The 26,766-nt window shown below is 64.1% G+C and carries 25 protein-coding genes, 1 tRNA gene and 1 riboswitch; of the genes, 13 read left to right on the top strand and 13 right to left on the bottom strand.

Annotated elements, in window-relative coordinates; all coding sequences use genetic code 11:
• The 6 genes from VL52_RS19675 to VL52_RS19650 all read right to left on the bottom strand — a co-directional run.
• On the bottom strand, nt 1–871 hold an 871-nt coding region (locus VL52_RS19675), incomplete at its 3' end, for a glycosyltransferase family protein (RefSeq protein WP_200896061.1).
• Nucleotides 872–902: 31 nt separating this feature from the next.
• Complete coding sequence (locus VL52_RS19670) at nt 903–1,154, bottom strand: PhaM family polyhydroxyalkanoate granule multifunctional regulatory protein (protein WP_021475037.1); 252 nt, start codon at nt 1,152–1,154, stop codon at nt 903–905.
• Nucleotides 1,155–1,226: 72 nt separating this feature from the next.
• Complete coding sequence (locus VL52_RS19665) at nt 1,227–3,512, bottom strand: NADP-dependent malic enzyme (RefSeq protein WP_046158630.1); 2,286 nt, start codon at nt 3,510–3,512, stop codon at nt 1,227–1,229.
• 155 nt (nt 3,513–3,667) lie between these two features.
• Nucleotides 3,668–4,996, bottom strand: a complete 1,329-nt coding sequence (locus VL52_RS19660; RefSeq protein WP_046158629.1) for a TRAP transporter large permease — start codon at nt 4,994–4,996, stop codon at nt 3,668–3,670.
• Nucleotides 4,993–5,583, bottom strand: a complete 591-nt coding sequence (locus VL52_RS19655) for a TRAP transporter small permease (protein WP_046158628.1) — start codon at nt 5,581–5,583, stop codon at nt 4,993–4,995. The genes VL52_RS19660 and VL52_RS19655 overlap by 4 nt, the downstream gene beginning before the upstream one ends.
• 63 nt (nt 5,584–5,646) lie before the next feature.
• Nucleotides 5,647–6,651, bottom strand: coding sequence for a TRAP transporter substrate-binding protein (locus tag VL52_RS19650; protein WP_046158627.1), 1,005 nt, complete (start codon nt 6,649–6,651; stop codon nt 5,647–5,649).
• 183 nt (nt 6,652–6,834) lie between these two features.
• Here VL52_RS19650 and VL52_RS19645 point away from each other — a divergent pair, with 183 nt between their 5' ends.
• Together VL52_RS19645 and VL52_RS19640 are read left to right on the top strand one after the other, a co-directional pair.
• Entirely contained in the window at nt 6,835–9,126 is a 2,292-nt protein-coding gene (locus VL52_RS19645) for a PAS domain-containing sensor histidine kinase (protein WP_046158626.1), read from the top strand.
• Nucleotides 9,127–9,175: 49 nt separating this feature from the next.
• Nucleotides 9,176–9,251, top strand: a tRNA-Ala gene (locus VL52_RS19640).
• 69 nt (nt 9,252–9,320) lie between these two features.
• Here the strand turns inward: VL52_RS19640 and VL52_RS19635 are convergent.
• Nucleotides 9,321–11,027 (bottom strand): amidase, encoded by a 1,707-nt coding sequence (locus VL52_RS19635; protein WP_046158625.1) that lies wholly within the window; start codon nt 11,025–11,027, stop codon nt 9,321–9,323.
• A 183-nt stretch (nt 11,028–11,210) separates the two neighbouring features.
• The gene (locus tag VL52_RS19630) at nt 11,211–12,167 is read right to left on the bottom strand and encodes a LysR family transcriptional regulator (RefSeq protein ID WP_046158635.1); all 957 of its coding nucleotides are present in this window, start codon (nt 12,165–12,167) and stop codon (nt 11,211–11,213) included.
• A gap of 229 nt (nt 12,168–12,396) precedes the next feature.
• On the opposite strand from VL52_RS19630, the gene aguA reads away from it, so the two are divergent.
• The gene (aguA, locus tag VL52_RS19625; protein ID WP_046158634.1) at nt 12,397–13,503 is read left to right on the top strand and encodes an agmatine deiminase; all 1,107 of its coding nucleotides are present in this window, start codon (nt 12,397–12,399) and stop codon (nt 13,501–13,503) included.
• 814 nt (nt 13,504–14,317) lie between these two features.
• Here aguA and VL52_RS19620 read toward each other — a convergent pair.
• Nucleotides 14,318–15,556, bottom strand: a complete 1,239-nt coding sequence (locus VL52_RS19620; RefSeq protein WP_046158624.1) for an NADH:flavin oxidoreductase/NADH oxidase family protein — start codon at nt 15,554–15,556, stop codon at nt 14,318–14,320.
• A 66-nt stretch (nt 15,557–15,622) separates the two neighbouring features.
• Here VL52_RS19620 and VL52_RS19615 point away from each other — a divergent pair, with 66 nt between their 5' ends.
• The 7 genes from VL52_RS19615 to VL52_RS19585 all read left to right on the top strand — a co-directional run bounded on the left by VL52_RS19615 (nt 15,623) and on the right by VL52_RS19585 (nt 20,703).
• Complete coding sequence (locus VL52_RS19615) at nt 15,623–16,645, top strand: type 1 glutamine amidotransferase domain-containing protein (RefSeq protein ID WP_200896060.1); 1,023 nt, start codon at nt 15,623–15,625, stop codon at nt 16,643–16,645.
• A 51-nt stretch (nt 16,646–16,696) separates the two neighbouring features.
• The gene (locus tag VL52_RS19610) at nt 16,697–17,110 is read left to right on the top strand and encodes a MerR family transcriptional regulator (RefSeq protein WP_046158623.1); all 414 of its coding nucleotides are present in this window, start codon (nt 16,697–16,699) and stop codon (nt 17,108–17,110) included.
• 114 nt (nt 17,111–17,224) lie between these two features.
• The gene (locus VL52_RS19605; RefSeq protein WP_046158622.1) at nt 17,225–17,548 is read left to right on the top strand and encodes a PepSY domain-containing protein; all 324 of its coding nucleotides are present in this window, start codon (nt 17,225–17,227) and stop codon (nt 17,546–17,548) included.
• On the top strand, nt 17,535–18,170 hold the full coding sequence (locus VL52_RS19600) for an undecaprenyl-diphosphatase (protein WP_200896059.1): 636 nt from the start codon (nt 17,535–17,537) through the stop codon (nt 18,168–18,170). Before VL52_RS19605 ends, VL52_RS19600 begins: the two co-directional genes overlap by 14 nt.
• A gap of 141 nt (nt 18,171–18,311) precedes the next feature.
• The gene (locus VL52_RS19595; RefSeq protein ID WP_046158631.1) at nt 18,312–18,977 is read left to right on the top strand and encodes a response regulator transcription factor; all 666 of its coding nucleotides are present in this window, start codon (nt 18,312–18,314) and stop codon (nt 18,975–18,977) included.
• Nucleotides 18,953–20,335 (top strand): sensor histidine kinase, encoded by a 1,383-nt coding sequence (locus VL52_RS19590; protein WP_046158621.1) that lies wholly within the window; start codon nt 18,953–18,955, stop codon nt 20,333–20,335. The genes VL52_RS19595 and VL52_RS19590 overlap by 25 nt, the downstream gene beginning before the upstream one ends.
• An 89-nt stretch (nt 20,336–20,424) precedes the next feature.
• On the top strand, nt 20,425–20,703 hold the full coding sequence (locus VL52_RS19585) for a hypothetical protein (RefSeq protein WP_046158620.1): 279 nt from the start codon (nt 20,425–20,427) through the stop codon (nt 20,701–20,703).
• 92 nt (nt 20,704–20,795) lie between these two features.
• On the opposite strand, the gene VL52_RS19580 is transcribed toward VL52_RS19585, so the two are convergent.
• Together VL52_RS19580 and VL52_RS19575 are read right to left on the bottom strand one after the other, a co-directional pair.
• Nucleotides 20,796–21,539 carry a CbtA family protein gene (locus tag VL52_RS19580; protein ID WP_046158619.1) on the bottom strand — a complete coding sequence of 248 codons (744 nt, stop codon included), beginning with the start codon at nt 21,537–21,539 and terminating at the stop codon, nt 20,796–20,798.
• A 13-nt stretch (nt 21,540–21,552) separates the two neighbouring features.
• Nucleotides 21,553–21,765 carry a CbtB domain-containing protein gene (locus VL52_RS19575; protein ID WP_200896058.1) on the bottom strand — a complete coding sequence of 71 codons (213 nt, stop codon included), beginning with the start codon at nt 21,763–21,765 and terminating at the stop codon, nt 21,553–21,555.
• Between the two features lie 2 nt (nt 21,766–21,767).
• A riboswitch (adenosylcobalamin (AdoCbl) riboswitch) is annotated at nt 21,768–21,929 on the bottom strand.
• A 55-nt stretch (nt 21,930–21,984) separates the two neighbouring features.
• Here VL52_RS19575 and VL52_RS19570 point away from each other — a divergent pair.
• From VL52_RS19570 to VL52_RS19560, 3 genes are all read left to right on the top strand, one after another.
• The gene (locus tag VL52_RS19570) at nt 21,985–22,554 is read left to right on the top strand and encodes a histidine phosphatase family protein (protein ID WP_046158618.1); all 570 of its coding nucleotides are present in this window, start codon (nt 21,985–21,987) and stop codon (nt 22,552–22,554) included.
• Nucleotides 22,555–22,621: 67 nt separating this feature from the next.
• A complete protein-coding gene (locus tag VL52_RS19565; RefSeq protein WP_046158617.1) occupies nt 22,622–22,975 on the top strand; it encodes a hypothetical protein in 354 nt (117 codons plus the stop codon).
• Nucleotides 22,976–23,035: 60 nt separating this feature from the next.
• Nucleotides 23,036–23,473, top strand: a complete 438-nt coding sequence (locus VL52_RS19560) for a DUF411 domain-containing protein (protein WP_046158616.1) — start codon at nt 23,036–23,038, stop codon at nt 23,471–23,473.
• Nucleotides 23,474–23,540: 67 nt separating this feature from the next.
• On the opposite strand, the gene VL52_RS19555 is transcribed toward VL52_RS19560, so the two are convergent.
• Nucleotides 23,541–24,620 (bottom strand): chitosanase, encoded by a 1,080-nt coding sequence (locus tag VL52_RS19555; RefSeq protein ID WP_046158615.1) that lies wholly within the window; start codon nt 24,618–24,620, stop codon nt 23,541–23,543.
• Between the two features lie 345 nt (nt 24,621–24,965).
• The gene (nadB, locus tag VL52_RS19550; protein WP_046158614.1) at nt 24,966–26,555 is read right to left on the bottom strand and encodes an L-aspartate oxidase; all 1,590 of its coding nucleotides are present in this window, start codon (nt 26,553–26,555) and stop codon (nt 24,966–24,968) included.
• Nucleotides 26,556–26,766 lie beyond the last annotated feature (211 nt).

The raw sequence follows: 26,766 nt of genomic DNA, 5'->3' as shown, positions 1-26,766 counted from the left end.
ACGACACTGCCACCGCCAGCGGCGGCAGGATGGCGGGCCAGTCCTGCCGCGCGCGCGCGGCGCGCCATAGCGCGAACAGCGCCAAAGGCCAGGTCGGCAGCGCGTACCAGGGCAGGGTCAGTCCGTAGAAGCCGCGCGCGGCGCGCGGCCCCAGGTGGACGGTGCCGCGGAAGCGGCCGAAATTATTGGCGTCCAGCCAGAGATGAAACAGCCCGGGGCTGCGCTGGTACAGGCTGGCCATCCACCACAGCGGCAGCGGCAGCGCGGCGGCCAGCGCGATGGCGAGGGTTTTCAGGTAGGCGGGCCGGCGGTAGTCGCGATGCGCGAGCAGCGCCAGCGCGGCGGCTGCCAGACAGCCCGGGCCTAGTAGGCCCTTGCTGAGGAAGGCGATGGCGGCGCCGGCGCCCAGCATCATCCCGGCGGATAGCGGGCGGATCAACGCCAGGCTCAATCCCGCCAATCCCCAGCAGAAGCCGGCCAGCAGCGCGGTGTCTGTGATCAGTTGATGGGCGCGCAGCGGCAGGCCCACGGTGCCGATCAGCAGCACCAGCGCCCAGCGGCCATGCCCGGGGCCGAACAGGCCGCGCGAGGCGGTGGCCAGCCCCAGCCAGGCGATCAGGTTCCAGAGGCCGGCGGCCAGCCGGGCGGCATCGGGGGCGCCCAGCCAGCCTTCGAGCAGGCGCATGGTCCAGGCGGCGCTGATGAAGAACAACGGCGGCTTTTCCATGAAGGGTTCGCCGGCGAGTTCGGGAACCACCCAGTCGCCGCTGGCGGCGATATGGCGCACCAAGCCGAAGGTGTAGGCTTCGTCAGGTTTCCAGGGTTCGTGGCCGACCAGGCCCGGCAGCAGCCACAGCAGGCACAGCGCCAAAAGCGGCGCCCAGCGTGGCGGGGCTGGGGGCTCAGCCAATGGGCGGGTCTTTCGGCCGCATCGAGTGCAAGGCGGCTTTCTGCATTTCCAGCGTCTTGATCTGCATCGCCAGCACGCCCATGTTCATGGTCAGCCAGCCTTCCACCACTTTCAGCTCGGCCAGCTTGCGGTCGATCTCCTCTTCCGACATCGGCGGCAGGAAGGCCTGCATGCCGGGCGGCGTGGCTTGTTGCCAGAACTGGCGGAACAGGGCGAACGGGTCGTTGTGGTTTTCTTGGCTCATCGACATTTTCCTGCAATGAAAAACGGGCAAGCGATGCTTGCCCGTTCAGTATAAGACGCCTGAGACGCCGGATCAGCCCTGTTGTGCCGCAACCTGGGCATCGACCGAGGCCAGCGCCACCATGTTGACGATGCGGCGCACCGACGAGATCGGGGTCAGGATGTGAGCCGGCTTGGCCATGCCCATCAGGATCGGGCCGATGGTCACGCCGTCGGATGCCGACACGCGCAGCAGGTTGTAGCTGATGTTGGCGGCTTCCACGTTAGGCATGATCAACAGGTTGGCCGAGCCCTTCAGCGTGGAATCCGGCATCGCCTGTTGGCGGATGCTTTCCACCAGCGCGGCGTCGCCCTGCATTTCGCCGTCGATTTCCAGCTCCGGCTGAGCCTCGCGGATCAGGTCGAAGGCGGCGCGCATCTTCTGCGACGACGCGGTGTTCAGCGCGCCGAAGCTGGAGTTGGACAGCAGCGCGGCCTTCGGCTGGATGCCGAAGCGCTGGATGGACTCGGACGCCATCTTGGTGATGGACGACAGCTGCGCGGCGTTCGGCTCGGCGTTGACGTAGGTGTCGGTGATGAAGATATTGCCGGTCGGCAGGATCAGCGCGTTCATCGCGCTGGCCACCTTGTCTTCATTGGCGTAGCCGAGAACGTTCTCCAGGATGTCGAAGTGCTGGCGGTACGGGCCGTAGGTGCCGCAGATCAGCGCGTCGGCGTCGCCGCGGCGCACCATCATCGCGCCGATCAGCGTGGTGTTGCCGATCACGCGGCGGCGGGCCTGTTCCTGCGACACGCCCTTGCGCTTCATCAACTGGTAGTAGTCCTGCCAGTAGGTGTTGAAGCGCGGGTCGGACTCGTTGTTGACCAGTTCGAAGTCGACGCCCGGGCGCAGTTTCAGGCCCAGTTTCTCGATGCGCTTCTCGATCACGCTGGGGCGGCCCACCAGGATCGGCTTGGCCAGGCCCTGGGTGACGATTTCCTGGGTGGCGTGCAGCACGCGCTCGTCCTCGCCCTCGGTCAGCACCACGCGCTTCGGATCCTTCTTGGCCTGGGCGAACACCGGCTTCATGAACAAGTTGGTCTTGTACACGAACTGGGCCAGCTGGTCGGCGTAGGCGTCGAAATCTTCGATCGGACGGGTGGCGACGCCGGAATCCATCGCGGCCTTGGCCACGGCCGGGGCGATCTTGACGATCAGGCGCGGATCGAACGGCTTGGGAATCACGTATTCGGGGCCGAAGGACAGTTCCTGGTCGCCGTAGGCGGTGGCCACCACGTCGTTCTGCTCGGCCATCGCCAGATCGGCGATCGCGCGCACGGTGGCCAGCTTCATCTCTTCATTGATGGTGGTGGCGCCCACGTCCAGCGCGCCGCGGAAGATGAAGGGGAAGCACAGCACGTTGTTGACCTGGTTCGGGAAGTCCGAGCGGCCGGTGCCGATGATGGCGTCCGGGCGCACTTCCTTGACCAGCGGCGGCAGGATTTCCGGTTCCGGGTTGGCCATGGCCAGGATCAGCGGATCGCGGGCCATGGACTTGACCATGTCCTGCGACACCAGGCGCGGGCCGGACAGGCCCATGAAGATGTCGGAGCCGGCCATCGCGTCGGCCAGCTTGCGCCAGCCGTTGTCCTTGATGGCGTAACGCAGCTTGGACTCGTCCAGTTTCTCGTCGCGGCCGATGAAGACCACGCCCTTGGAGTCGCAGATGGTGATGTTTTCGCGCTTCACGCCCAGGGCCACCAGCAGGTCCAGGCAGGCGATGGCGGCGGCGCCGGCGCCGGAGGCCACCACGCGCACTTCGCCGATTTCCTTCTTCACCAGGCGCAGGCCGTTCAGCACCGCGGCGGCGGCGACGATGGCGGTGCCGTGCTGGTCGTCGTGGAACACCGGGATGCCCATGCGCTCGCGGCACTTCTTCTCGATGTAGAAGCACTCCGGCGCCTTGATGTCTTCCAGGTTGATGCCGCCGAAGGTCGGCTCCAGCGAGCAGATGATGTCCACCAGCTTGTCAGGATCCAGCTCGTTGACTTCGATGTCGAACACGTCGATGCCGGCGAATTTTTTGAACAATACGCCTTTGCCTTCCATCACCGGCTTGCTGGCCAGCGCGCCGATGTTGCCCAGGCCCAGCACCGCGGTGCCGTTGGAGATCACGGCCACCAGGTTGCCGCGCGCGGTGTACTTGTAGGCGTTGAGCGGGTCTTCGACGATGGCGTCGCACGGGGCGGCCACGCCGGGGGAGTAGGCCAGTGCCAGATCGCGCTGGGTGGTCAGCGGCTTGGTCGGGGCAACCTGAATCTTGCCCGGTGTCGGGAACTGGTGAAACTCCAGTGCGCTTTGGCGCAATTGCTCGTCCATTCGCAGGCTCCTGATTGAGAGATGTTCTTTTATGTTGGTAAGGGAGAATCAGCCTCGCATTATAAGACTTATGCCAGGCCCGGGCTATGCCGTGTCGGACAAAAGCCGCGACGGGCAAAGCCCATCGCGGCGGCATGTCGTCTGACGCGGGAAGCTCAATTCATCATGCCGAGCATCCGCGGCAGCCACAGCGAGATTTCCGGGATGAAGGTGACGGCCAGCAGGAAGCCCAGCATGGTCAGCAGCCACGGCCACACCGCCACCGTCAGCTCGGTGATCCCCATCTTGGTGATCCCAGACGCGACGTAAAGGTTCAATCCCACCGGTGGATGGCACATGCCTACTTCCATGTTGACCGCGATCAGTATGCCGAAGTGCACCGGGTTGACGCCCAGCTTCACCGCCACCGGATACAGGATGGGCGCCATGATCAGCACGATGGCCGACGGGTCCATGAAGTTGCCGGCCGCCAGCAGCAGGATGTTGGTCAGCAGCAGGAAGGCTACGATGCCGAAGCCCTGGCTGGCCATCCAGGCCGCCATGGTCTGCGGAATCTGCTCGGACGCCATCAGGAAGGAAAACAGCACCGCGTTGGTGATGATGTAGAGCAGCATCGCGCTCATCGACGCGGCGTTGATCAGCACCTTGGGCACGTCCGGCAGCTTCATGTCCTTGTAGACGAACACCGCGATCACGAAGGCGTACACCGCGGCCATCGCCGCCGCCTCGGTGGGGGTGAATACCCCGCTGTAGATGCCGCCTATCACCAGCACGATCAGCAGCAGGCCCCACACGCAGTCGCGGAACGCGCTCCAGCGCTCGCCCCAGCTGGCCTTGGGCAGGCGCGGATAGTCGAACTTCTTGGCGCGGAACCAGGTGGTCATGCCCAATAGAAAGGACAGGCACAGGCCGGGCAGCACGCCGGCAATGAACAACTGGCCGACCGAGGCGGTGGAGACCGCGTTGCCATCCGGGCCGGTGACGCTCATGCCGGCGGTGGCGATGCTGAACATCACCAGGTTGATCGACGGCGGAAACAGGATGCCCAGCGCGCCGGAAGTGGTGATCACGCCGGCGCCGAAGCGGGCCGGATAGCCCTGTTTCAGCATCGCCGGCAAGATGATGGAGCCGACGGCGACGACGGTGGCGACCGAGGAGCCGGTGATGGCGGCGAACAAGGCGCAGGACACCACGCCGGCGAGGCCGAGGCCGCCGTACCAGTGGCCGACCAGAGTGGTGGCGAAGCGTATCATCCGCCGCGCCACGCCGCCGTGCATCAGAAAGTTGCCGGCCAGGATGAAGAAGGGGATCGCCATGATCTCGAACTTCTCGATGCCGGTGAACAGCTTGAGCGCGACGGAGGTGATCGGCACGTCGGTCATGGTGAACAGGAAGGTGAGGACGGTCAGGCCCAGCGAGATGGAGATCGGCATGCCGGTCAGCATCAGCGCCAGCAGCAGGCCGAAGATGATCAGGGCGCTCATGGACGGCCTCCGTGATGCATGTCGTGCGGGTGAAGGTTGTCCAGCGTGTCGTCGCCTTCGATGCCGTCGACGTGGCCGTGGTCATGCTTGGGCAGATTGCCGGTCTTGACGAAGTTCCAGGCCACCTGCAGGAAGCGGAAGCACATCAGCGTGGAGCCGGCCGGGATGGCCAGATAGACCAGCCACATCGGCGCTTCCAGGTCGGGCGAGGTCTGGTCGGTGTGGGCGATGTTCCAGACGAAATCGCCGCCCATCACGGCGACGGCGCCGGTGAATAGCGCGCCGGCCAGGAGGCCGAATACGATGAAGCGGCCGCGGGTTTTGTCGGGCAGCCGGTTGATCAGCACGTCGACGCCGACGTGGATGCCGGTGCGCACGCCGTAGGCGGCGCCGAACTTGGCCATCCAGACGAACAGGTAGACGGTGAGTTCTTGCGCCCACGCCAGATTGATGTGGGCGAGATAGGGTTGAAGAGCGGGAATGCCAGAGCCGTAGCGGTGCAGCACGGCTACGAAAGTGATCAGGGTGGCGGCACCCATCAGACAGGCAATCATCCACTCCTCGAGGCGGTCGAGGAATTTCAGCATGGCGGGATTTCCTATGCGCGCAGCGCAGCCGCGCATCGGACGATGCGCGGCCGTCGGCCTATGTTACTTGCCGGGGTTGAAACCGGTTTCTTTATAAATCTGCTTTAGCAGATCGGGACCGATGCGGGAAGCCATTTTCTGGTGCACCGGCAGCAGCGCTTTCTTGAACGCGTCGCGCTCCTGCGGCGTGGGGACGTAGACCTTGGTCTTGCCGGACGCCTTGATCGCCGCCACGGCCTTGTCGTTTTCTTCCTTGGCGATCTTGTTGGCGTAGACGGTGGCGTCCTGCACCGCGCTGTCCAGCTGGGTGCGGACGTCGGCCGGCAAACCGTCCCAGAACTTCTTGTTGACGATCAGCGCGTAGCCGAGGAAGCCGTGCTGGGTCAGCGTTAGGTTCTTCTGCACCTCGTAGGCCTTGCTGGTGTACAGGTTGGACGCTTCCAGCTCGGTGCCGTCCACCACGCCGGTCTGCAGCGCCTGGTAGACCTCGGAGAAGGCCATCACCTGGGGCAACGCGCCCAGGGTGCGCATTTCTTCCTCCAGCACCTTGGACGACTGGATGCGGATCTTCATGCCCTTGATGTCGGCCGGGGACTTGATCGGCTTGTTGGCCGAGAAATTCTTGAAGCCGTTGTCCCAGTAGGCCAGGCCCTTGATGCCCTTGCCCTCCAGCTTGCCCAGCAATTGCTTGCCGAGCGGACCGTGCATCACTTTGTTGACCTGGTCGTAGTTGTCGAACACATAGGGCAGGTCGAAGACTTCGAACTCCTTCACGCCCAGCGGGCCGAACTTGGCCAGGCTGGGGGCCAGCATCTGCACCGCGCCCAGCTGCAGCGCCTCCAGCTCTTCCTTATCCTTGTACAACTGGCTGTTGGGGTAAACCTGGACCTTCACCTTGCCGTGGGTGCGTTGTTCGGCCAGCTTCTTGAAGTATTCGGCGGCTTTGCCCTTGGGGGTGTCCGGCGACACCACGTGGCTGAATTTGATGACGATCTCGCCGGCTGCCTGGGCGAATCCGGAGAGGGCGAGGCTGGCGCAGACGGCCAGCGCTGCATGCTTCAGTTTCATGTAGGGATCTCCATCCATTTGTAGCGTTGTAGTGTCAGGCCCGGCTTATGCCGGTTGTTGTTGTCGATAAAGTAGAAGCTCTAGGGTGGTTTGGCCATTAGGGAATTCCAGAACATGGGCATGTCCCCCGCCGATGCGCGGGCGCGGTATGATCGGCGGAGTCTCATTGTCCGGTTGTCCGCCATGCCCCCATCCCACTCCCGCATCCGCCGCATTCCCCATCAGCTGTGGCTGGGCGCCAGCCTGGCCTTGCTGGCGCTGCTGCTGGCCTTGTGCAGCCTCAGCTATCTGGTGTACCGCGACTGGCGGGACGAGCAGCAGGACAATCTGATTCAGGAAGTGCTGTGGCTGGAGCAGTCGCTGCGCATGCACTTGGAGGCGCATCAGGAATGGGGCGACGCGCTGGCGCGGGACATCGCCGCCGGCAAGGTGGATAGCCGGCGCTTCGCCCAGCTGGCGGCGTTCTACCTGCGCGAGAATCCGGAACTGGTTACGCTGGAAAGAATCGGCATCGACCGCCAGGTGGAATGGGACCCGCACGGCCTGCGTCGCGACGAGCGGCAGTTGGGGCTGCCGGAGTACGATGCGATGTGGCGCGCCGGGCGCCTGCTGCGCAACAGTTACGGCGCGCCCTACCAGGGGCAGGACGGCAAGTACCGCTTCGACCTGGCGATTCCCATCGTCCACGACGGCCGGCTGCTGGGCGGGCTGCGCTTGTCCTATCAGCTGGACGCGCTGCTGTACCACCAGGTGCCGTGGTGGATCGCCTCCAAGAACTACATCAGCATCATCGATCTGGGCGGCAAGACGCTGGCGCAGAAGTTCGACGCCGCCGAGCAGCCGGGCAACATCTCGCACCAGACCAGCTTCGATCCGCCCGGCTATGGCCTCTACCTGCGCGCGGTCAGTTACCGCAGCGGCCTGGGCCTGACGCTGCCGGTGCTGACGGTGGTGATCGCGCTGCTGCTGCTGACCCTGCTGTACGCGGTGTGGCGCATCCGCCGCCACATGCGTGAGCGCCTGCTGGCCGAACAGCGGTTGGCCAAGGAGGTGTCGCTAAGGCAGGCGATAGAGGATTCGATGAAAAGCGGCCTGGTGGCGATCGGCCTGGAGGGAGAGATCGTCCGCGTCAACCGCGCCTTCTGCGACATGCTGGGCTTCGCGCCGGAGGAGCTGGTGGGCAGCCACCCGCCGCATCCGTTCTGGCCGGCCGACCAGCACGGCGTGCTGTCCGACGCGATGGACGCCGTGCGCGACAACCGCCAGCCGGAGCAGGGCTTCGAGCTGACCTTGATGCGCAAGCGCGGCGACACCTTGGTGGTAAGGCTGTTCGCCACGCCGTTGGTGGAGGAGGACGGCGGCCAGCGCGGCTGGATCGCCTCTATGTTCGACATCACCGAGCGCCAGCGCCAGCGCAAGGAAATGGACGCCGCCCACAGCCGCTTCCTCACCGTGCTGAATGGTCTGGCCGCCGGGGTGTGCGTGGTGGACGAAGGCAGCGCCCAGCTGCTGTACGCCAATCCCGGCTTCGCCGAATTGTGGCAAGTGGGCGATGCCGACGCGCCGTGCTGCGTGCTGCTGCCGGGCTTGAAGGCCGGCGAGGGAGAGGATATCGGCCAGGAGTTCATCGTCACCGGCGAACGCTGCCTGCTGATCCGCCGCCGCCGCATCGAATGGGTGAACGGCGAGGCGGCCTGGCTGGCGATACTCAGCGACGTCACCGCCGACCGCCGGCGCGAAGAGCGCGAGCAGGCGCAGCAGGAGCGCTTTCAGAACACCGCCAGGCTGATCGCGATGGGCGAGATGGCGTCCACGCTGGCGCATGAGCTGAACCAGCCGCTGACCGCGATCCACACTTACGCCGCCGGCGTCAGCCGCCGTTTGCCGGAAGAGCTGGCGCTGCCGGCCGGCGTGCGCGACGCCATCCAGGCCATCGCCGAGCAATCGCGGCGCGCGGCGCAGATCGTCAGCAGCATCCGCGCCTTCGTCAAAAAGCACGAGCCGCAACTGGAGCGGGTGGACCCGGCGCGGGTGGTGCAGCGCGCGCTGGGCCTGGCCGAGCCGCTGGCCGCCAAGAACGCCGTAGGACTGCAGCTGGCAGCCGACCGCCGCCCCTGCCGGGTGGACATGGACCCGGTGCTGATCGAGCAGGTGCTGCTCAATCTGATGAAGAACGCGATCGAGGCGCTGGTGGAGGCGGGCACGCCGCGCCCGGGGGTGGAGCTGCACACCTGCGTGGAAAACGGCAAATGGCGGGTGGAGGTGGTGGACAACGGTCCCGGTCTGGCCGCCGGCATGCAGGACAATCTGTTCACGCCGTTCTACTCCACCAAGCCGGAAGGGATGGGCATCGGCCTCAATATCTGCCGCTCCATCGTGGAATTCCACCGCGGCGAATTCGGCGCCGTCAGCAGCCGGGAAGGCGGCTGCGTATTCTGGTTCAGCCTGCCGCTGGCCGGCGTGGAGGAGAGCTGACGCAGGGGCTGGTCAAGTGAAATGCCGTTGTGCTAGGATGCTTTGCGATGGGCCGATAGCTCAGCTGGGAGAGCGCTGCGTTCGCAATGCAGAGGTCGGGAGTTCGATCCTCCTTCGGTCCACCAGAATTCATGCGACGGGAAGCATAAGTTGGCCGAAACGGCCAGCTTATGCTTCGCGTTTCTAGCTACTGCTCATTGACCTAGCGGCGGTGTGCGCGGCGGGATAATGCGCTTGTTGCCGGTGGCTTCAAATGCGCCAGCGAAGCGCAGCAGCGCGTTGTCATCATAGGCGCGCCCGGCAAAAGTCAGCCCCACCGGCATGCCGATATCGGCCATCACCCCCATCGGTACGGTAACCGTCGGGACGCCAAGATGGCGGATGGCGAGGTTGCCATTGGCTACCCAGATGCCGTTGCTCCAGGCGATGTCGGCGGAGCGCGGATTGACGTCCGCATCAGCCGGGCCGACGTCGGCCACGGTGGGGAACAGCACCGCGTCCAGCTTTAGTTCATCCATCCAGTCTTCCAGATCCAGCTTGCGGGTCTTTTCCAGACCACGCAGACCATCCGGCACGCTTTCAATCCGGTCATATGACTTGAGGCCCCGCTTGGCCATGTTGACGTATTCGTCCATGCCGGCGGCCAGATCCCCTTCGCGGTTTGGCAAGGTGCCCGGGTCGTGCGGGAAGATCTTCGGACCATCCGCGTCAGCCAGTTTGTTGAGCTTGGGGTCGCCGTTGGCGCGCAGGAACTCATCGAAGGCCCAACCGGACAGCTCCCACAGCTCGTCATTGAGGAACTCTGGCGAGACGATGCCGCGGTTGAATACGGTGGGCGCGCCGGGACGATCGCCTTCGCAGTTGGAAACCAGCGGGAAATCCACTTCGATGACTTCGGCTCCGGCGTCTTCCAGCGCCTGGCGCGCGGCCTCCCAGAGATCGATCACCGACGCGCGGGTATGGATGCGCTGTCCGGTCGGGCCGCCGATGCCAGGCGTCTCGCTGGTGCCGGCCAGCTCGTCCTTGTTGATGTACATGCGTGGTATGCCAAAGCGCTTGCCTTTGAGCATGTCGGGCTGAGCTAGCAGGCCGGGATAGGAATCTGGCCGGACCTCGGAGGCTTTGGGAATCTTCACCCACGGCTGCAGGCGCCATAGGTCGCCACGGCTAATCGGGTCGTCCGCGACGATGACGTCGAGCACTTCGAGCAAGTCCGCCATGGTGCGGGCGTACGGCACGACAACGTCCATGGTCGGCGTCAATGGCCAGTTGCCGCGCACCGAGATGACCCCGCGGGACGGCGTGTAGGCGCACAGGCCATTGTTCGAGGCCGGGCCGCGGCCACTCGACCAGGTCTCCTCAGCCATGCCGAAGGCGGCGAAGCTGGCGGCCGTAGCGGTGCCGGCGCCATTGGAAGAGCCGGAGGCGAACGGCGCCGTCAGGTAGTTGGCGTTGTAGGGGCTTTCGGCGCGACCGTAGCAGCCGCGCTGCATGCCGCCATTGGCCATGGGCGGCATATTGGTCTTGCCTAGACAGATGGCGCCGGCTGCGCGCAGGCGCGCGATGGTGAAGGCATCGTGTTGGGCTACCAGATCCTTGAACGCCGGGCTGCCTGAAGCGGCGGTCAGCCCCTTCACCAGATAGCTGTCCTTGGCTGTATAGGGGATGCCGTCCAGCGTGCTTAGCGTTTCGCCGCGGGCGCGACGGGCATCGGAGGCCTCGGCTTCCTGGATCGCATCCGGATTGCGCACCACCACCGCATTGAGCCTGGTCTCCGTCGCGGGGCCATCGTAGGCCTCTATCCGGGCCAGATAGGCCTTGACCAGTTCAACCGCTGTCGTACGCCCGGATTCGAGCGCCGCGCGCAGCTCGGCAATGGATAGCTCGGTAACCTCGATCATGCTACTACCTCCACTAAGAAGACGGATCTCACTCCCATCGCGGTGACCGTTTCCTGCATGCGCAGGCGGGTCAGCGCGCTCAGGCGCCGCACGGCAGCCGGCGCACGCATGGGCTGTTCTGCAATATGGCGGCTAATCTACAAGAGATGGCGTCATGCGGGAAAATGATTCATTTTGATGCGCTTATTCATACGGCGAATACTGGGGCCGCATCATGCCGTGCGCCGCATCATCGGACTCGATGAGGTTGCGCATCAAATCGCGCAGCCAGTGCAGCGCAGGATTGCTATCCTGTACTGGGTGCCAGATGCAGTTAAGGTGGTAGCCTGGCAACTCTTCCGGCAACGCAACCATCTTCAACGGCCAGTAGCCCGCTATCATCGCCGCGACTTTCTTGGGCAGGATAAACAAATGATCGGTGTTGCTGACGATGGCGGCTGCGGCCATATAGCTTTGGCAGTGCACCGAAATCTTGCGCTGCAAGCCGCGCTCGGCCAGAAAATCATCCATTGGTGACCCCAGATTGCCCAGCGGCGCGTGGAAGACATGCGGCAAGGCAATCAGATCCGATAGTGTCAGCCTATCGATCTGGAGAGGGTGGTCATGGCGCAAGATGCCGATCAGCGGCTCGTTCAGCCAGGTTTCCCGGCACAGATAGCTGGGGATGGACATGTATTCGTCAAAACCCAGCAGGAAGTCGATCTCTCCGTCGGCAAGCGCCAGTTCCGGAATGTCTTCGCGCAGGATGGTGATGTCGATATGAACGTTAGGCGCTTCCTCCGCCAGTTTTTTCACCAGTGGCGGAATCAGCACGCACTCCACATAATCCGTGGTGCACAGGGTGAAGCGGCGCGCCGATGTGGCTGGGTCAAAGGCCTCCGGCTGGCTGAAATGGCTTTGCAGCAGGCTGAGCGCCTGGTGGACGCCCTGTTGCAGATAGAGCGCTTTTTGTGTCGGCAGCATGCCATGCGGCGAGCGCACCAGCAGCGGGTCGTCGAAGAAGGTCCGCAAGCGATTGAGCGAGTGGCTCATCGCCGGCTGGCTGACAAACAGTTTCTCTGCCGCCCGTGTGACACTGCGCAAGCTGATCAGGGCATCCAGCGCCAGCAGCAGGTTCAGATCCAGTTGATGCAGTTTCACATCATTCACCGTATTTATGAAAGTATTCGTATTGTTCATTTGCTGAATAGTTTGGCTCTCCCTAGACTGCGTCTGTCAATCACTTCCTCGTGCATGGCAGAAAAAACGGGTCATCACGTCCCCCTGGCCTGGTGCCGCTGCGACTGGCCGAGCCAACCCAGCCCGTCCTCTGAACATGCACGATGTTTTGAATACTTCTGATGGCATCAATCAAGTCATGGTGATCAAAATGCACAGCAAAACGCTCAACAGCCTACCCGCCGCCGACGGCTTTCATATGCCTGCCGAGTGGGCCCCGCAGCAGGCGGTATGGATGATCTGGCCGCAGCGTCCGGATAACTGGCGCCATGCCGGCCGCGAAGCGCAACAGACCTTCGCCGCCATCGCCAAGGCCATTGCGGCGGCCACCCCGGTCTTCATGGCGGTGCCGCAAGCATGCATGGCCGAGGCCCGCGCGGTGATGCCATCCGAAGTGACGCTGGTGGAAATGAATAGCGATGACTGCTGGATGCGCGACAGCGGCCCGACCGTGGTCATCGACAAGACAGGCAATGCGCGCGGCGTGGACTGGCAGTTCAATGCCTGGGGCGGCCTCAATGGCGGGCTGTACCATCCTTGGGATCAGGATAGTGAAGTTGCGAGCCAGGTGTTGGCCCAGCATGGCTTTGATCGCTACGCAGCCCCGCTGGTGCTGGAAGGCGGCTCGATTCATGTCGACGGCGAAGGCACGCTGCTCACCACCGCCGAGTGCCTGCTCAACCCCAACCGCAACCCGCACTTGTCCCAGGCCCAGATTGAAGCCTTGTTGTCCGAATATCTGGACGTGAGCCACTTCATCTGGCTGCCGGAAGGCGTGTTCATGGATGAAACCGACGGCCATATCGACAATATGTGCTGCTTTGCCCGCCCGGGTGAGGTGGTGCTGCATTGGGTCGACGATGAGCAGGATCCGCAGTATCCGCGTTCGCAGGCCGCCTACGAAGTGCTGTCCAAAGCGCGCGACGCCAAGGGCCGCCCGCTCAAGATCCACAAGATGCTGGCCCCGGGCCCCTTGTTCTATGAGCAGGATGAAACGGCTGGCGTGGTGGCTAGCGGGCAGGCAGTGCCACGCGAGGTTGGCGAGCGCATGGCCGCCTCTTATGTCAATTTCCTGATCAGCAACGGACAGATTATTTTCCCGCTGCTGGATGAGCGCACCGATGCCGCGGCAGCCAGCCGCTTGCAGGAGATCTTCCCCGAGTACCGAATTGTCGGCGTCCCGGCACGCGAGGTGCTGCTTGGTGGCGGCAATATTCACTGCATAACCCAGCAGATTCCGGCAGGAAAGGCTGGCTGAGGCGCTATCGTATACGGCGGGTGAATTCCCGCCGTTTCTGTCTGCCATGAACCAAGCTTGTGCAGAATGTTGTGTGCGGTCAGCTTATGGTTCCGGTCACAGCTGAAACAGGAAGCATTTTTCTGCAGCTACTGCAAAGATATGCTATCAGGCCCTACACGTTATGGTTCGTAAGTGTTGGCCAAAATCCGTGCATATATTACTGAACTGTGTTTCGCGATCCATGCAAACCGCCTAATGGCGGGTTTGTCTTTTCTATCGTGCATTTATTCAAGTGAAGTCGTTGTTCAGCGCTGTTACCCATGGATGAAGGTTTAACCAGAGTGTTCGCTGGCTTACTGTGATACGGCAGGCAGCTTCCAACTCGTTGTGGTCTGTCATGCCGTGGGAGGGCCAACGGTAGCTATCCGCTTGGAGCCGCCCCTCATGTGGTTAGCCCACCGATAGTAGGTCGGCCGAAGCAGTCGATGATCCACGCCAAGAAAAATGGCCGGTGCCTTCTCCCTGCGCGAGGTATTTCACCTTGCAGGCGGAAGCGGCCGGATTGAGTGCTCTGTGTTATTGATCATAATCTGAAAGTTTTGCAGTTTCAGATAAAAGATCTTTATTTTCTCCCTGGATAGAAATTGAAATGGCGACGAGAAACTATTGCGAATCCTGAGTCGATGGGTTCATCAAATCTCAATCAGCCATTTCAGTCTTTCATACCGGCTGCGGCGGCGGTTTTCACGGCGCAGCCGGTTTTCGATGGTTGCGCTATTCGACGGCGGAGACGGTGGCGGCGGCGAGGCGGTATTCTTCCCCACCGCAATGTTCATGCCGAAGCGGCCTGGCGCCGGATCCCGCGGCGGTAGCGCCCGGTCTGGATCTTGGCGTCCCACTGCTGCCGCAGCAGCGCCAAGGCCGGGGCGACATCGGGCCGCGTGCGCTTGCCCAGGCTGAGGCGGCGCAACTGGTATTTCACCATCGCCATATAACCGACCGAGGCCAGCATCTTGTTTTTCCACGGGATGGCGCGCAGCCGGGGCGCGGCCGACGCGTCGCTGCTCCAGGCCTTGGGCAGGTTGGGGTTGATCGCCAGCGCGGTGGCCATGCCGGCGACGGCGACGCCGCTGTTCAGCACCTGTTCGACGACCGGGTAGCGGCGGATGCCGCCGGTCACCATGATGGGCATCTGCGCGACCGAGGCGATGTCCTGGGCGAATTCCAGGAAATAGGCCTCGCGGGCCAGAGTGCGGCCGTCGCGGGTCTGGCCGTGCATGGCCGGCGCTTCGTAGCTGCCGCCGGACAGCTCGATCAGGTCCACGCCCAGCGGGTTCAGCATGGCCACCACCTGTTTGGCGTCTTCGGCGCTGAAGCCGCCGCGCTGGAAGTCGGCCGAATTGATTTTCACCGACACGGCGAAGCCGGCGCTCACGGCCTGGCGCACTTCGCGGACGATGTCCAGCAACAGGCGGGCGCGGTTTTCCAGGCTGCCGCCCCAGCGGTCGGTACGCTGGTTGGTGATAGGGGACAGGAACTGGCTGATCAGGTAGCCGTGGGCGGAGTGGATCTGCGCGCCGCTGAAGCCGAACCGCTCCGCCAGCCGCGCCGTGTTGACGAAGCGGGCTTTCACGTCGGCGATATCGGCTTCGGACATCGCGCGCGGCGCGGCGAACTGTTTGGAAAAATTGCCCAGGTTCATCGCCACCGCCGATGGCGCGATGGTCTCCTGTCCCAGCGCGGCCGGCATCTGGCGGCCCGGGTGGTTGATCTGCATCCAGATCTGCGCGCCTTGGGCGCGGGCGGCGGCGGACCACTTCTCAAAGCGTTCGCCGAATCGCGCCGATTCCAGTACCACCCCGTCTGGGCCGGTCATCGCGCGCCGGTCCACCATGACGTTGCCGGTGATGATCAGCCCCGCGCCGCCTTCCGCCCAGGCGCGGTAGAGGCGGATCAGTTGGTCGGACGGCGCGTGGTCGCGGTCGGCCATGTTCTCCTCCATGGCGGCTTTGGCCAGGCGGTTCGGCAGCAGGCTGCCATTGGGCAGAGTGAGGGAAGCGAAGGGATTCATCGTGGTCTCCGGGGTAGCGATGAGCGCACGATAGGATTAAAGCCAACTTTAAGGTCAAGTCTGCCGATGAAGAAATTTCTGCAGGCGCGCCGGAAGACCGGTTTTGAGATCAAGCGCTTGAGCGGGCGAGGGGCGGGACTGGGGAGCGTGGAATCAAGCGGGAAAGAGCTTGTTGACATTAAAGCTGGCTTTAATCTTAGCATGGAGCTTGGCGCTCATTTCAATGCTTATGGTATTTGTCCGGAAGGCAAAATGGCGCGATGTACTATCATGCAGAAGGTGTTGTCCGTGCCCATTTTCAACAAGCCCGTTCAGGTCGCCATGTCCATGCCAATCATGCAAACCGCAGCAGCAGACGCCGCGCCCTTGGTCCAGGAACCCTCCGCCAGCGCCGGCAAGATCCTGATGGTCATGACCAATCATGACCGCTATCCGAGCCGAACCGAGCGCACCGGATTGTGGCTCGCCGAGCTGACGCACGTTTACGATGCGCTGACCGAAGCCGGCTACGCCATCGATTTCGCCAGCCCGAACGGCGGCGCCGTGCCGCTGGACCCGCGCAGCCTGGGTTGGCCCCATGCCGATGCCGCCGCCAAGGCCCGTCTGAACGACCCGGCCTTCATGGCGCTGTTGCAATCGACCCGGGCGGTGGCCGACATCGACCCCGGCGCTTACCGCGCCATCTTCTACACCGGCGGCCATGGCACGATCTGGGATTTTCGCAACAACGCCGATCTGAACCGGGTCGCCGAAAGCATTTACCGCAGCGGCGGCATCGTCTCGGCGGTGTGCCATGGCCTGGCGGGCCTGCTCGATCTGCAGACCGAGGAGGGCCGGCCGCTGCTGGAGGGCCGCCGCGTGACCGGCTTCTCCAATTTCGAGGAGGCGCTGTCCGGGGTGAAGGACCAGGTGCCCTATCAACTGCAAAGCGAGATGGAGGCCAGAGGAGGGCGCTACGAGAAGGCTGTCATGCCCTTCGGCAGCTTCGCGCTGACGGACGGCCGCCTCATCACCGGCCAGAATCCGCGTTCCAGCAAGGCGCTGGCGCAGGCCTTGCTGGCGGCGTTGCGCAATGAGCCAGCGCGGTAGGCCGGCAGCGGTGTCCGATGAGACTCAGGCAAGAGCTCGGTCTGGAGCGGCATGAAAATCGGAGAACTGGCCAAGCGCAGCGGCATGGCGGCCTCGGCGATCCGCTTTTATGAATCCAAGGGCTTGCTGAAGGCGGCCAGCCGCCAGGCGAACGGCTATCGCGACTACCCGCCCGAGACGGTGGCGGTGCTGTCCATCATTCGCGACGCGCAGCAAGCCGGTTTCACGCTGGATGAGATCCAGCAGATCCTGCCGGCGGATTTTCTGTCGTGGAAGCATGAGCAGCTGCTGTCCGCGCTCAGGCGCAAGGTTGAGGATATCGAGTCGCTGGAGGCGCGGCTGGCGCAGAGCAAGGCGCATATCCAGACGCTGATCCAGCTGATAGACGCCAAACCGGATGATATGGCCTGCCAGGCCAATGCGGCCAGGGTGGTGGCAAGTGTGGGCATGGCCGGCGATAAATAGGCCGTGTCCCAGTCCGGTTTCGTCTGCCAGCTCTCCGGGCGCTTCTAAGCCTTCGCTAAGTTTGTTGCCCTATTCTCCGGTCCACGCGCTTCGAGCGTTACCTGGAGAAACCAGATGCACCGCTATTCCAAGCTTTCCTTCCTGGCCATCGTCGTTTTCATCTGCGGCGCGGCCGCCTATGCCTCGAGAAACGGCGCGGAGAGCGATGTCCTGGCCACAACCAAGGCCAGAATCCCGTTGACCCAGGCCATTATGGCCGCCGAACGGCACGCCAACGGCAAAGCCATCCGCGCGGAGTACGAACGCGCCAGCCTAGGCTGGGCGTATGCGGTAGCTGTGGCCAGCGGCGGCAAGGTGCTCGATGTCAGGGTCGATCCCGACTCGGGGACGGTGGTTTCGTCCCGGGAGGACAAGGCGGATCGCGATGAACTGGACTGACGGCCTCATTCGCATGGCCAAGGTCATGGAAAACCTTAATTTTACTTTGTTCTCGTGGCTGAACGCGCCCGCGCGTCCGGCGCCGGCGATGCTGCATCTGGCAACGTTCTGCGCCGAATTCCTGATCTGGGCCGTTCCCGTCGGAATCGGACTGGCTTGGCTGCGCGGGAGAGAGTCCGTCCGCAGGGCCATGCAGGCGGCTGCGCTGGCCGGGTTGGCGGGGCTGTCGGCCAATCTGCTGATCAGCCTGGCCTGGCAGCATCCGCGGCCGTTCATGATAGGGCTCGGACATACTTTGATTCCGCATGCCGCGGACTCTTCTTTTCCCAGCGACCACCTGACGCTGTGGTGGTCCGCCGCCTTCAGCCTGCTGCTGCGGCCTGGCAGTCGCCGCGTCGGCTGGGCGCTGGCCGCGCTGGGGTTGCCCATGGCCTGGGCGCGCATTTATCTGGGCGTCCATTTTCCGCTGGACATGCTGGGCGCCGCCGCGACGGCGCTGACGGCGGCCTGGCTGACCGGACCGCGAAATGAACGGCGCCTGGAACCGATCCACCACTTCGCACAGCATGCGCGAAGCGCTCTATTCAGCCGTTTCATCGCTGCCGGATGGCTCCGCGCCTGAGCGCTGCGGGGGATGGACAGGGCAAGCGCGCGGCCCGCGCCGCGCCGGCCAGGCGGCAGGACAAGCGGCGGAGGCCGCGTGAAGCCAAGGCCGACGCGTCCGACTGCCAGGAGGCGGGCCTGGAACGATGGAGAGAGAATGATGCGGGTATTGCTGATCGAGGATGATCCGATGATAGGGGAGGCGGTCCAGGCCGCGTTGCGGGACGAGGGGCAGGCGGTGGATTGGGTACGGGACGGGTATTCCGCGCTGACCGCGCTGGGATGCCAGCGCTACGACCTGGCCTTGCTCGATCTGGGCTTGCCGGGCAAGGACGGGCTGTCGGTGCTGGCCGCCATCCGCGCCGGCGGCGATGAGATCCCGCTCTTGGTCATCACCGCCCGCGACGGCCTGGACGACCGTTTGCGCGCTTTGGACGGCGGCGCTGACGACTATCTGGCCAAGCCGTTCGAGATGGCGGAGCTGTTGGCGCGCATGCGCGCCGTGCTGAGGCGGAAAGGCGGCAGCGCGGCGCCGTTGCTGGGCAACGGCGTGGTGTTCCTGGACCCGGCCACGCGGATGGCGACGGTCGCCGACGGCGCGCCGATCCCGTTGTCCAACCGCGAATTCTCCTTGCTGCATGCGCTGTTGATCCGTCCGGGCGCAATCCTGTCGCGCGGCAATCTGGAAGAGAGGATCTACGGCTGGGGCGAAGAGGTGGAAAGCAATGCGGTCGAGTTTCTGATCCACTCGCTGCGTCGCAAGTTGGGCAGCGAGGTCATCAAGAATGTCAGGGGCGCGGGATGGATGGTATCAAAAGGCGTTTGAACGAATCGGTGCAAGTGAGGCTGTCTTTCGCGCTGACCCTGGGCATCCTGGTTTTCGGCGCGGTCGCAGGCGCTTTTTCTTTTGTTTCCGCGCTCGACGAGGCGCACGAGCTTCAGGACGACGTGCTGCGCCAGGTGGCTGCGCTGCTGGATCGGGAGCGGCTGCCGGCGGATTTTCCAGAGGGCGGAATCCAGGGGGGAAACGAGGAGTCCCGGGTAATCGTGCAGCGGCTGGGAAGCTGGAGGCCATCGGCGCCTGGCATTGATGCCGGCGGCGTGCTGAGGCTGGAGAAGTCCCTTCCTGACGGCTTGCTGACCGTAGCGACCAATGGGGAGAATTTCCGCGTGCTGGTGCGGACGATGAAGGACGGGCAGCGGATCGCCGTTGCACAGGAGGAAGGCTTTCGCGACGAGATCGCCCGGGATGGCGCGCTGCGCGCGGTGATGCCTTTCCTGCTGCTGATTCCGTTGCTGTTGCTGATGGTGGCCAGGCTGGTGCGGGGCATGTTCCAGCCGATCGCCGAGCTGTCCCGCGAGGTGGACCGGCGGGCGGAGCTGCAGCTGCAGCTGCACTCTCTGGATGCGGAGGGCGTGCCGGTGGAGATCAAACCGTTCGTGTCGGCCATCAATCGCCTGCTGGAGCGTGTCGCGCAATCGATGCGGGCGCAGCGGCGCTTCGTCGCGGATGCCGCCCATGAGCTGCGCTCCCCGCTGGCGGCGCTATCGTTGCAGGCGGAGCGATTGGCCGACGCTGAGATGTCCGATGCGGCGCGGGAGCGGTTGTCCGCGCTGCGCGGCGGCATCGCGCGCGGCCGCGATCTGCTGGATCAGTTGTTGGCGCTGGCCCGGGCGCAATCGGCGGTGGAGCCGCCGCTGTCGCCGGTTTCGGTTTTGGGCGTCTACCGCCGGGTGCTGGAAGACCTGCTGCCCTTGGCCGAAGCCAAACATATCGACATCGGCGTGGAAGGAGAGCGCGATGCGCGGGTGTGGGCGAACGAGCTGGACTTGTTCGCGTTGGTCAGGAACCTGGCGGACAACGCCATCCGCTATACGCCGGAGGGCGGCAGGGTGGATCTGGCGGTAGGCGAGGCGGACGGGCGGACGGTTCTGACGATAGACGATACCGGTCCCGGCATCCCCGAAGAGGAACGGGAGCGGGTTTTCGATCCTTTTTACCGCAGCCTGGGCAGCGGCCAGCAGGGCGCGGGGCTGGGTTTATCCATCGTCAGGACCATCGCGGAGCGGATCGGCGCCAGGGTAAGCCTGTCTTTCCGGGACGAGGCGGGCCAATCGGGCCTGCGCGTGTCCGTCAGCATGCAGGAGGCGAGAGAGGAGCGAGGCGGGCTAAGTCTGGGCTAAGTCTGGGCTGCTAGGTTGAAATGGCATGATGCTGCGCGTGCGTCCCGCATCGCGCCGTTGCGCGTTCGAATCCTTTCGGGAGACATACCATGATGATCGCCTCCGTTTACACTCCGGCCCCTCAAACACCTGCGCCTCCTCCGGCCGCATCGACGCAAGACGCCGCATCTGCGCCGCAAGCGCAAGCTCAAGTCCAGGCGCAGCCTGCCCAGCCCGTGGCGCAGGACAAGGTGACTATCAGCAATGCGGCGCGGGCTTTGCAAGAAGCTGCGGAAACCGTGGCCCAGACCGCCAAGGAGGCGCAGCACGGAGACCGGCAGGCTCAGCATAAGCTGGCGGCAGAAGAAGCGAGGCGGGCGGCGCATTGATTCGTCCGCCGGCCGGGCGGCGCTGATCGAGCGGTTGCGGAAACAAAACACCCCCGCCAGGGCGAGGGTGTCGGGAGTGGGATCGTTTTCGTTCAACTGATCTGAAACGCCCCGCGGCGATCTTCCAGCAGCCGTTCCACCAGGCTGCCGAATGCCACGCCCAGCCCAGCCCACAGTATCGCCTGGATGCCGAACGACGCCATCCGGAAGCGCCACAGCAGCACGGCGGAGAATTGCTCGGGAATCTCGTTCACCTCGGGCAACAGCGCCTGGGCGACGATCACCAGCGCGATGAAGGCCGCGCCGGCGATCAGCGTCGCATCCCAAGTTCCGAAGCGGGCGATCAGCCTGCGGGCCAGGAACACCGCGATGGCGAGCGCCGCCAGCGACACGGCGATCATCCCGAAGAACAATGCGGTGCGGGAGCCTATGGTGCCGGGATCGCCCACCGCCGGCGGATTGGGCGGATATTTGAGGAAGGGCACCAGCGCGAACGAGATGAAGCCCAGCAGGGCCATCTGCGCCGACAGCGCGCGGGCGCGCAGCGCGCCGATGCGGCCGTAGACGAAGGCGAACGCCAGCGCGAACAGGCCGCCCACGGCGGTGCCGAACACGCCGACGCCGACGAACAGGCCTATGCCGGACTGGACGCCGCGGCTGACCAGTTCCGGCATTTCATCGTGCTGGTGTCCGCCGCTTTTCGCCAGCTCCATTTTCTCTTCGAAGGCGATCGCGCCCTCTACCTGGGGCTCGCCGACGATTTTGGCGAAGCCGAAAGCCAGCAGGCTGGCCAGGAAGCCCGCGATCATGCCGCGGATCAAAAGACTTCTCACCATGTCCGGCGCCTCCTTAGTGGCAGGGGAAGCCCAGCAGGTGGCGGCCGTCGTGGACGAACTCGTGCACATACATGCTGTTGAAGATGGCGGCGGCGCCTTCCTCCACGCCGACGAAGTAGATCGCCAGCAGCATCAGAATGCCGCCGAAGACTGCCCAGGGCAGCAGTTGGCGAATGGGGAGGGACACGGGCTGGATCGCCGGGGCCATGACGGGGCTTGCATGCATGAGATATCTCCTTGAGGATGACGCGTCCTGAAACGGATGGTTGGCTGGATGCGAAGACCTGACTTTTCATGCCTGTCCGCATGGCGGATCAGGCTGATACACAGTGGCGCGACCGTGCCGGATTCGCACCGGCTTCCTCGCATCGAGACGATGTGGATTCTAGAGAGCCGAGAGAAAATGTCAAAGAACTTCAGGGCGTTTTGACGGAGAGCCAAGAGCATGACGAGCCGTATCACCCTGCTGTGCGTGCCGGCGACCCGCGCGCTGCGCGCCGGCCATTTTCCGGCGGATGATCCGCTGGAGCCGGAAGCGCTGGAACGGGTGGCGCGCCTGGCCGATTCGCTGGGCTTGATCGACCTTGTGCTCCGCAGTCCGGAGCGGTGCGCCCGGCAGACCGCCGACGCGCTGGGCCGCGCGGCGGAGGCGGAGGCCGCGTTGCGGGAGGCGGAGTATGGCCGTTGGCGCGGCCTGCCGTTGAGGGAGGTCGCGGCGGCGGAGCCGGAGGCCTTGAATGCATGGCTGTCTGACCCGGGATGTCCGGCGCCGGAGGGGGAGTCGCTGCTGACGATGATCGAGCGGGTCGGCGATTGGTTCGAGCATTTTCGCTGGCCGGCCGGCCACGTCCTGGTCATTGCCCACGCCAGCGCCATCAAGGCGATGCTGTTGCGGGCGCTGGACTTGCTGCCGCAGGCGTATCGGCAGATCGACGTCGCGCCGCTGGCCCGGATCGAATTGTCCCGGCGCCAGGATTTGTGGCGCTTGCGCCTGGGGAGCGATGACTCCGCATGATGAGGCGGATTTGATCTGTGTGCGTTTGTCGCGCCGTCCGGCATGGTATCGTCGCGGAATGAGAGTCTTGCGCCGCGTGCTGTTGCTGATCGTGCTGCAGCTGTCCCTGTTCGGGATGGCGGCGGCGCATGCGCCGTTGACGGGCATGGCGTCGCCCGAGGCGTGCGCGGCGATGAGCGCGTCGCGGGATTGCGCCGGGATGGCCGCCAAGCCATCCGCGAAGCATGCGGCGATGAATGGCGCGGCGGCTTGCGGTCCTACCGGCTGCGCGCAAGCCTGCCTGCCGTTGTTCATCAAGGCGTCTTTGCCCGGCGTGGCCGTTCTGGCTTGTTGCGGCGTGAGGATCGCGGCGCGGCCGGTCCTGCTCCCCGGCCCGGTCTTGCCGCCGCCGTTGCGTCCTCCCGAGTTTGCCCGGATCTGAATCTTCCCGCGCGCTGTCGCGCGCGCAATCGATCTGGACATCCATCTAAAGGAGGACATCATGTCCCCGTTGCGTCATTTTCTGTTCGCGGCCGCTTTGGCCGCCGCCAGCGCACCCGTTCTGTCAGCCGTTCCCGTCACCGTCTACAAGAGCCCGAGCTGCGGCTGCTGCGAAGCTTACATCGCCTATCTGAAGCAGAATGGCTTTGCCGTTTCCGCCGTCAATCGCGACGATATGCAGCAGGTGAAAAGCCAGCTCGGCGTGACGCCGGGCATGGGCAGCTGCCATACCGCCAAGGTGGGCCGCTATGTGGTGGAAGGCCATGTGCCGGCGGCGGCGATCAAGCAGCTGTTGGCCGGCAACAGCAAGCTGATCGGCATCGCGGTGCCCGGCATGCCGCTGAATTCGCCCGGCATGGGCGAGACCAAGCCCGGCACGCTGCCGGTGTATGCGATGTCGGCGGATCAGAAGACCGGCGTGCTGTACGGCCGCTTCTAAGCGTTGAAATGAAAACCGCGCGCGTCGATTGAGAAGGCGCGCGCGGTTTTGCCTGGCGTGGGGCGGCTTATTTCATTTCCCAGTCAGTGACTTTCTGCACCGCGGCGTCGGCATTTTTCAGATCGGTCTCGCCCTGATTCAACAGCGTGCTCCATTGCTTGACGCGGTTCTTGCCGTTGGGCGGCTGGTTGTAGTGGTTGGTGTCGACGATCTTGCTGCGCTGGGCGTAGAAGGAGGTCATGAAGGTTTTTTCGTCGCTGCTGTTGCCGGAGCGGGACAGCAGGCCCTGCAGCGTGCCGGAATCGCCAGCGGCGCCCTGGTTCAGCGCGGTGTCGACGAAGGAGCCTATGGTCAGCGCGCTGGAGAAGCCGCGCTGGCGGGCCTGCTGCACGCTGTACTGGATGTATACCTTGTAGAAGGTGTTCCACATCGCGTCGCGCCAGGCGGGATTGTTCTGCAGGCCGCCTATCTTGTCGCAGAACACCTTGGCGCTGTCGCTGATCTTCAGGATCTTGCCCTGCATGCTGCCGTGCACGCCGGCGCGGGCCAGGCCGCCGGCGATGGACGGATTGGATGCGCCGCTGGAGGCGTCGAATTCCTTGAACAGCGTCGGGCCATCCGGACCTTCGTCATTGGAGCCGCCGGTGGTGGCGCCGAAAATCCCTATCGTGTAGCCGCGCTTGTCTTTGATGTCCTCGCAGTAGCCGTAGAACTTGGTCCATTCCAGTGAATCCTGCTCCGGCTTGTTGACCAGTTTCATGATGTTGTCCCACTGCTCGCCGTCCAGGCCGGTGTTGGCCTTCAGGAATTTCAGCGTGTTGGGCGGGAAGTTGGCGTCGTGGTCGGCGGCCTTGGCTTGGGCCGCGGGGCGACAGCGCTTGCCGGACTGCCAGGCCTGGCCCTGTTCCGGCGCATTGCCCTGGGTCCAGAAGGCGGCGGCGTAGTTGACGCCGCCGCGGCTGACGACGCTACCGGCCATATAGGGCGTGGCGGGGTTCCAGGCGGTGGCGCAGTCGGGCTGGCGGCTTGCCTGCTTCTCGGCGCCGCCGGCAGTGGAGCCCTGGGCGGCCGCGGAGCCGGCGGCGAGGAGGGCGAGCCCGGCGAGGATGGCGGATGGGAAGGAAAGGCGTTTTGCTGCGTATTTCATGGGTCTTCTCCCTGTCTAGGTGGTATTGCCTAAGAGATGCTTCCTGATGAAACAGCTGAAATGATGCGCGGTGTACGCGGGGCGTTGAGCGGTTCGAGAAATGCCGCGCGCTGGCGAGCGGCATTGTCGTCGGCCGCGCCGCCGTAGCCGGCTTGGCCCGATGGCGCAGACGCCTTGGGCGGCCGCATGGCATCGAGTTGCGCGCGGGGTCATGATAAGCGCGAATAACTCAAATTGAGTTATTTATAATCATAAATAATGTCAATGTGTTGTTTTGATGTCTGTACGAGTTGGTGGGCATGAAAAAAGCCGCCAGTTGGCGGCTTTTGGGCGGAGCGGGGAAGATCAGTCGCCGCGCGGGGCTTCGGGCGTCAGCACGGTTTCCGCCGCTTCGGGCAGCAGGTCCGGATAGTCGCGGCTGTAATGCAAGCCGCGGCTTTCCTTGCGCAGCAGCGCGGAGCGGACGATCAGTTCGGCGGTTTGCACCAGATTGCGCAGCTCGATCAGGTCATTGCTGACGTGGAAGTTGCTGTAATACTCGTCAATCTCGCCTCTGAGCAGGTCGATGCGGTGCAGCGCGCGTTCCAGCCGCTTGTTGGTGCGGACGATGCCGACGTAGTCCCACATCGCGCGGCGCAGCTCTTCCCAGTTGTGCGAGATCACCACTTCTTCATCCGGGTCGGTGACGCGGCTGTCGTCCCAGGCCGGAATCGTCGGCAATTTGATAGCGTCCTGCGCCTGGATGTCGGCCGCCGCCGCCTTGCCTATCACCAGGCACTCCAGCAGCGAGTTGCTGGCCAGGCGGTTGGCGCCGTGCAGGCCGGTATGGGCCACTTCGCCCACCGCGTACAGTCCGGCCACGTCGGTGCGGCCGGCCAGGTCGGTGACGATGCCGCCGCAGGTGAAATGCACTGCCGGCACCACCGGTATCGGCTGCTGGGTGATGTCTATGCCCAACTCCAGGCAGTGGGCGTAGATATTGGGGAAGTGTTCCTTGATGAATTGCGCCGGCTTGTAAGAGATGTCCAGATAGACGCAGTCCAGGCCGTGCTTCTTCATTTCGAAGTCGATGGCGCGGGCCACCACGTCGCGCGGGGCCAGCTCGCCGCGCGGGTCGTGCTGCGGCATGAAGCGGGTGCCGTCCGGCAGTTTCAGAATGCCGCCTTCGCCGCGCACGGCTTCGGTGATCAGGAAGGATTTGGCATGCGGGTGGTAGAGGCAGGTGGGATGGAACTGCATGAATTCCATATTGCCGACGCGGCAGCCTGCGCGCCAGCCCATCGCGATGCCGTCGCCGGTGGCGGTATCCGGATTGGTGGTATAGAGGTAGACCTTGCCCGCGCCGCCGGATGCCAGGATGGTGTGCTGGGCGGCAATGGTGATGACTTCGTCGCTGTTTTTGTCCAGCGCGTATACGCCGTAGGCGCGCTTGCCGTCCTGGCCCAGCTTCTGCGAAGTGATCAGGTCTATCGCTATATAGTGCTCCAGCTCGGTGATGTTCGGATGCGCCTTGATCTTCTGGCCCAGCGTGGTGGTCACCGCGGCGCCGGTGGCGTCGGCCGCGTGGATGATGCGGCGGTGGCTGTGGCCGCCTTCGCGTGTCAGGTGGTAGCCAGTCTGATGCTCGTCGTCGCGGGTGAAAGGCACGCCCAGCTCGATCAGCCAGTCGATCGCTTCCTTGGAGTGTTCGACGATGAAGCGGGTGGTATCTTCATTGCACAGCCCGGCGCCGGCGATCAGCGTGTCGCGGATGTGATCCTCCACCGAGTCATCGGTATCCAGCACGGCGGCGATGCCGCCTTGGGCATAGGTGGAGCTGCCTTCCAGCAGATCGCGTTTGGTGATCAGGCCCACCTTGCGTTTTTCCGCCAGGTGCAGCGCCAGCGTCATGCCGGCCAGGCCGCTGCCGATAATCAGAACATCGAATTTGAGCATATATAGAGTGTCCACGGCAGGCACATCGCGTGCCAAACGCATGGGAGCGTAGCAGAATCGTCTGCTGGCGCGTAGCCGCCGCCGTATTTCCGGCGGCCCGCCAGGCCCGACTGTGGCGGTTTTCTTACCTCAACGGGAGCAGGGCTGAAATTTTTTCACGCCGCTTTTCTTGCAAATCAACGCCTTGCGCGTATCAGTCGAAGAAAGTTCA

This window comes from Chromobacterium vaccinii, from assembly GCF_000971335.1.
In the GTDB taxonomy this organism is placed as follows: domain Bacteria; phylum Pseudomonadota; class Gammaproteobacteria; order Burkholderiales; family Chromobacteriaceae; genus Chromobacterium; species Chromobacterium vaccinii.
Note: the sequence above shows the minus strand (reverse complement) of the source record. Positions and strands in the feature narration are given on the sequence as shown.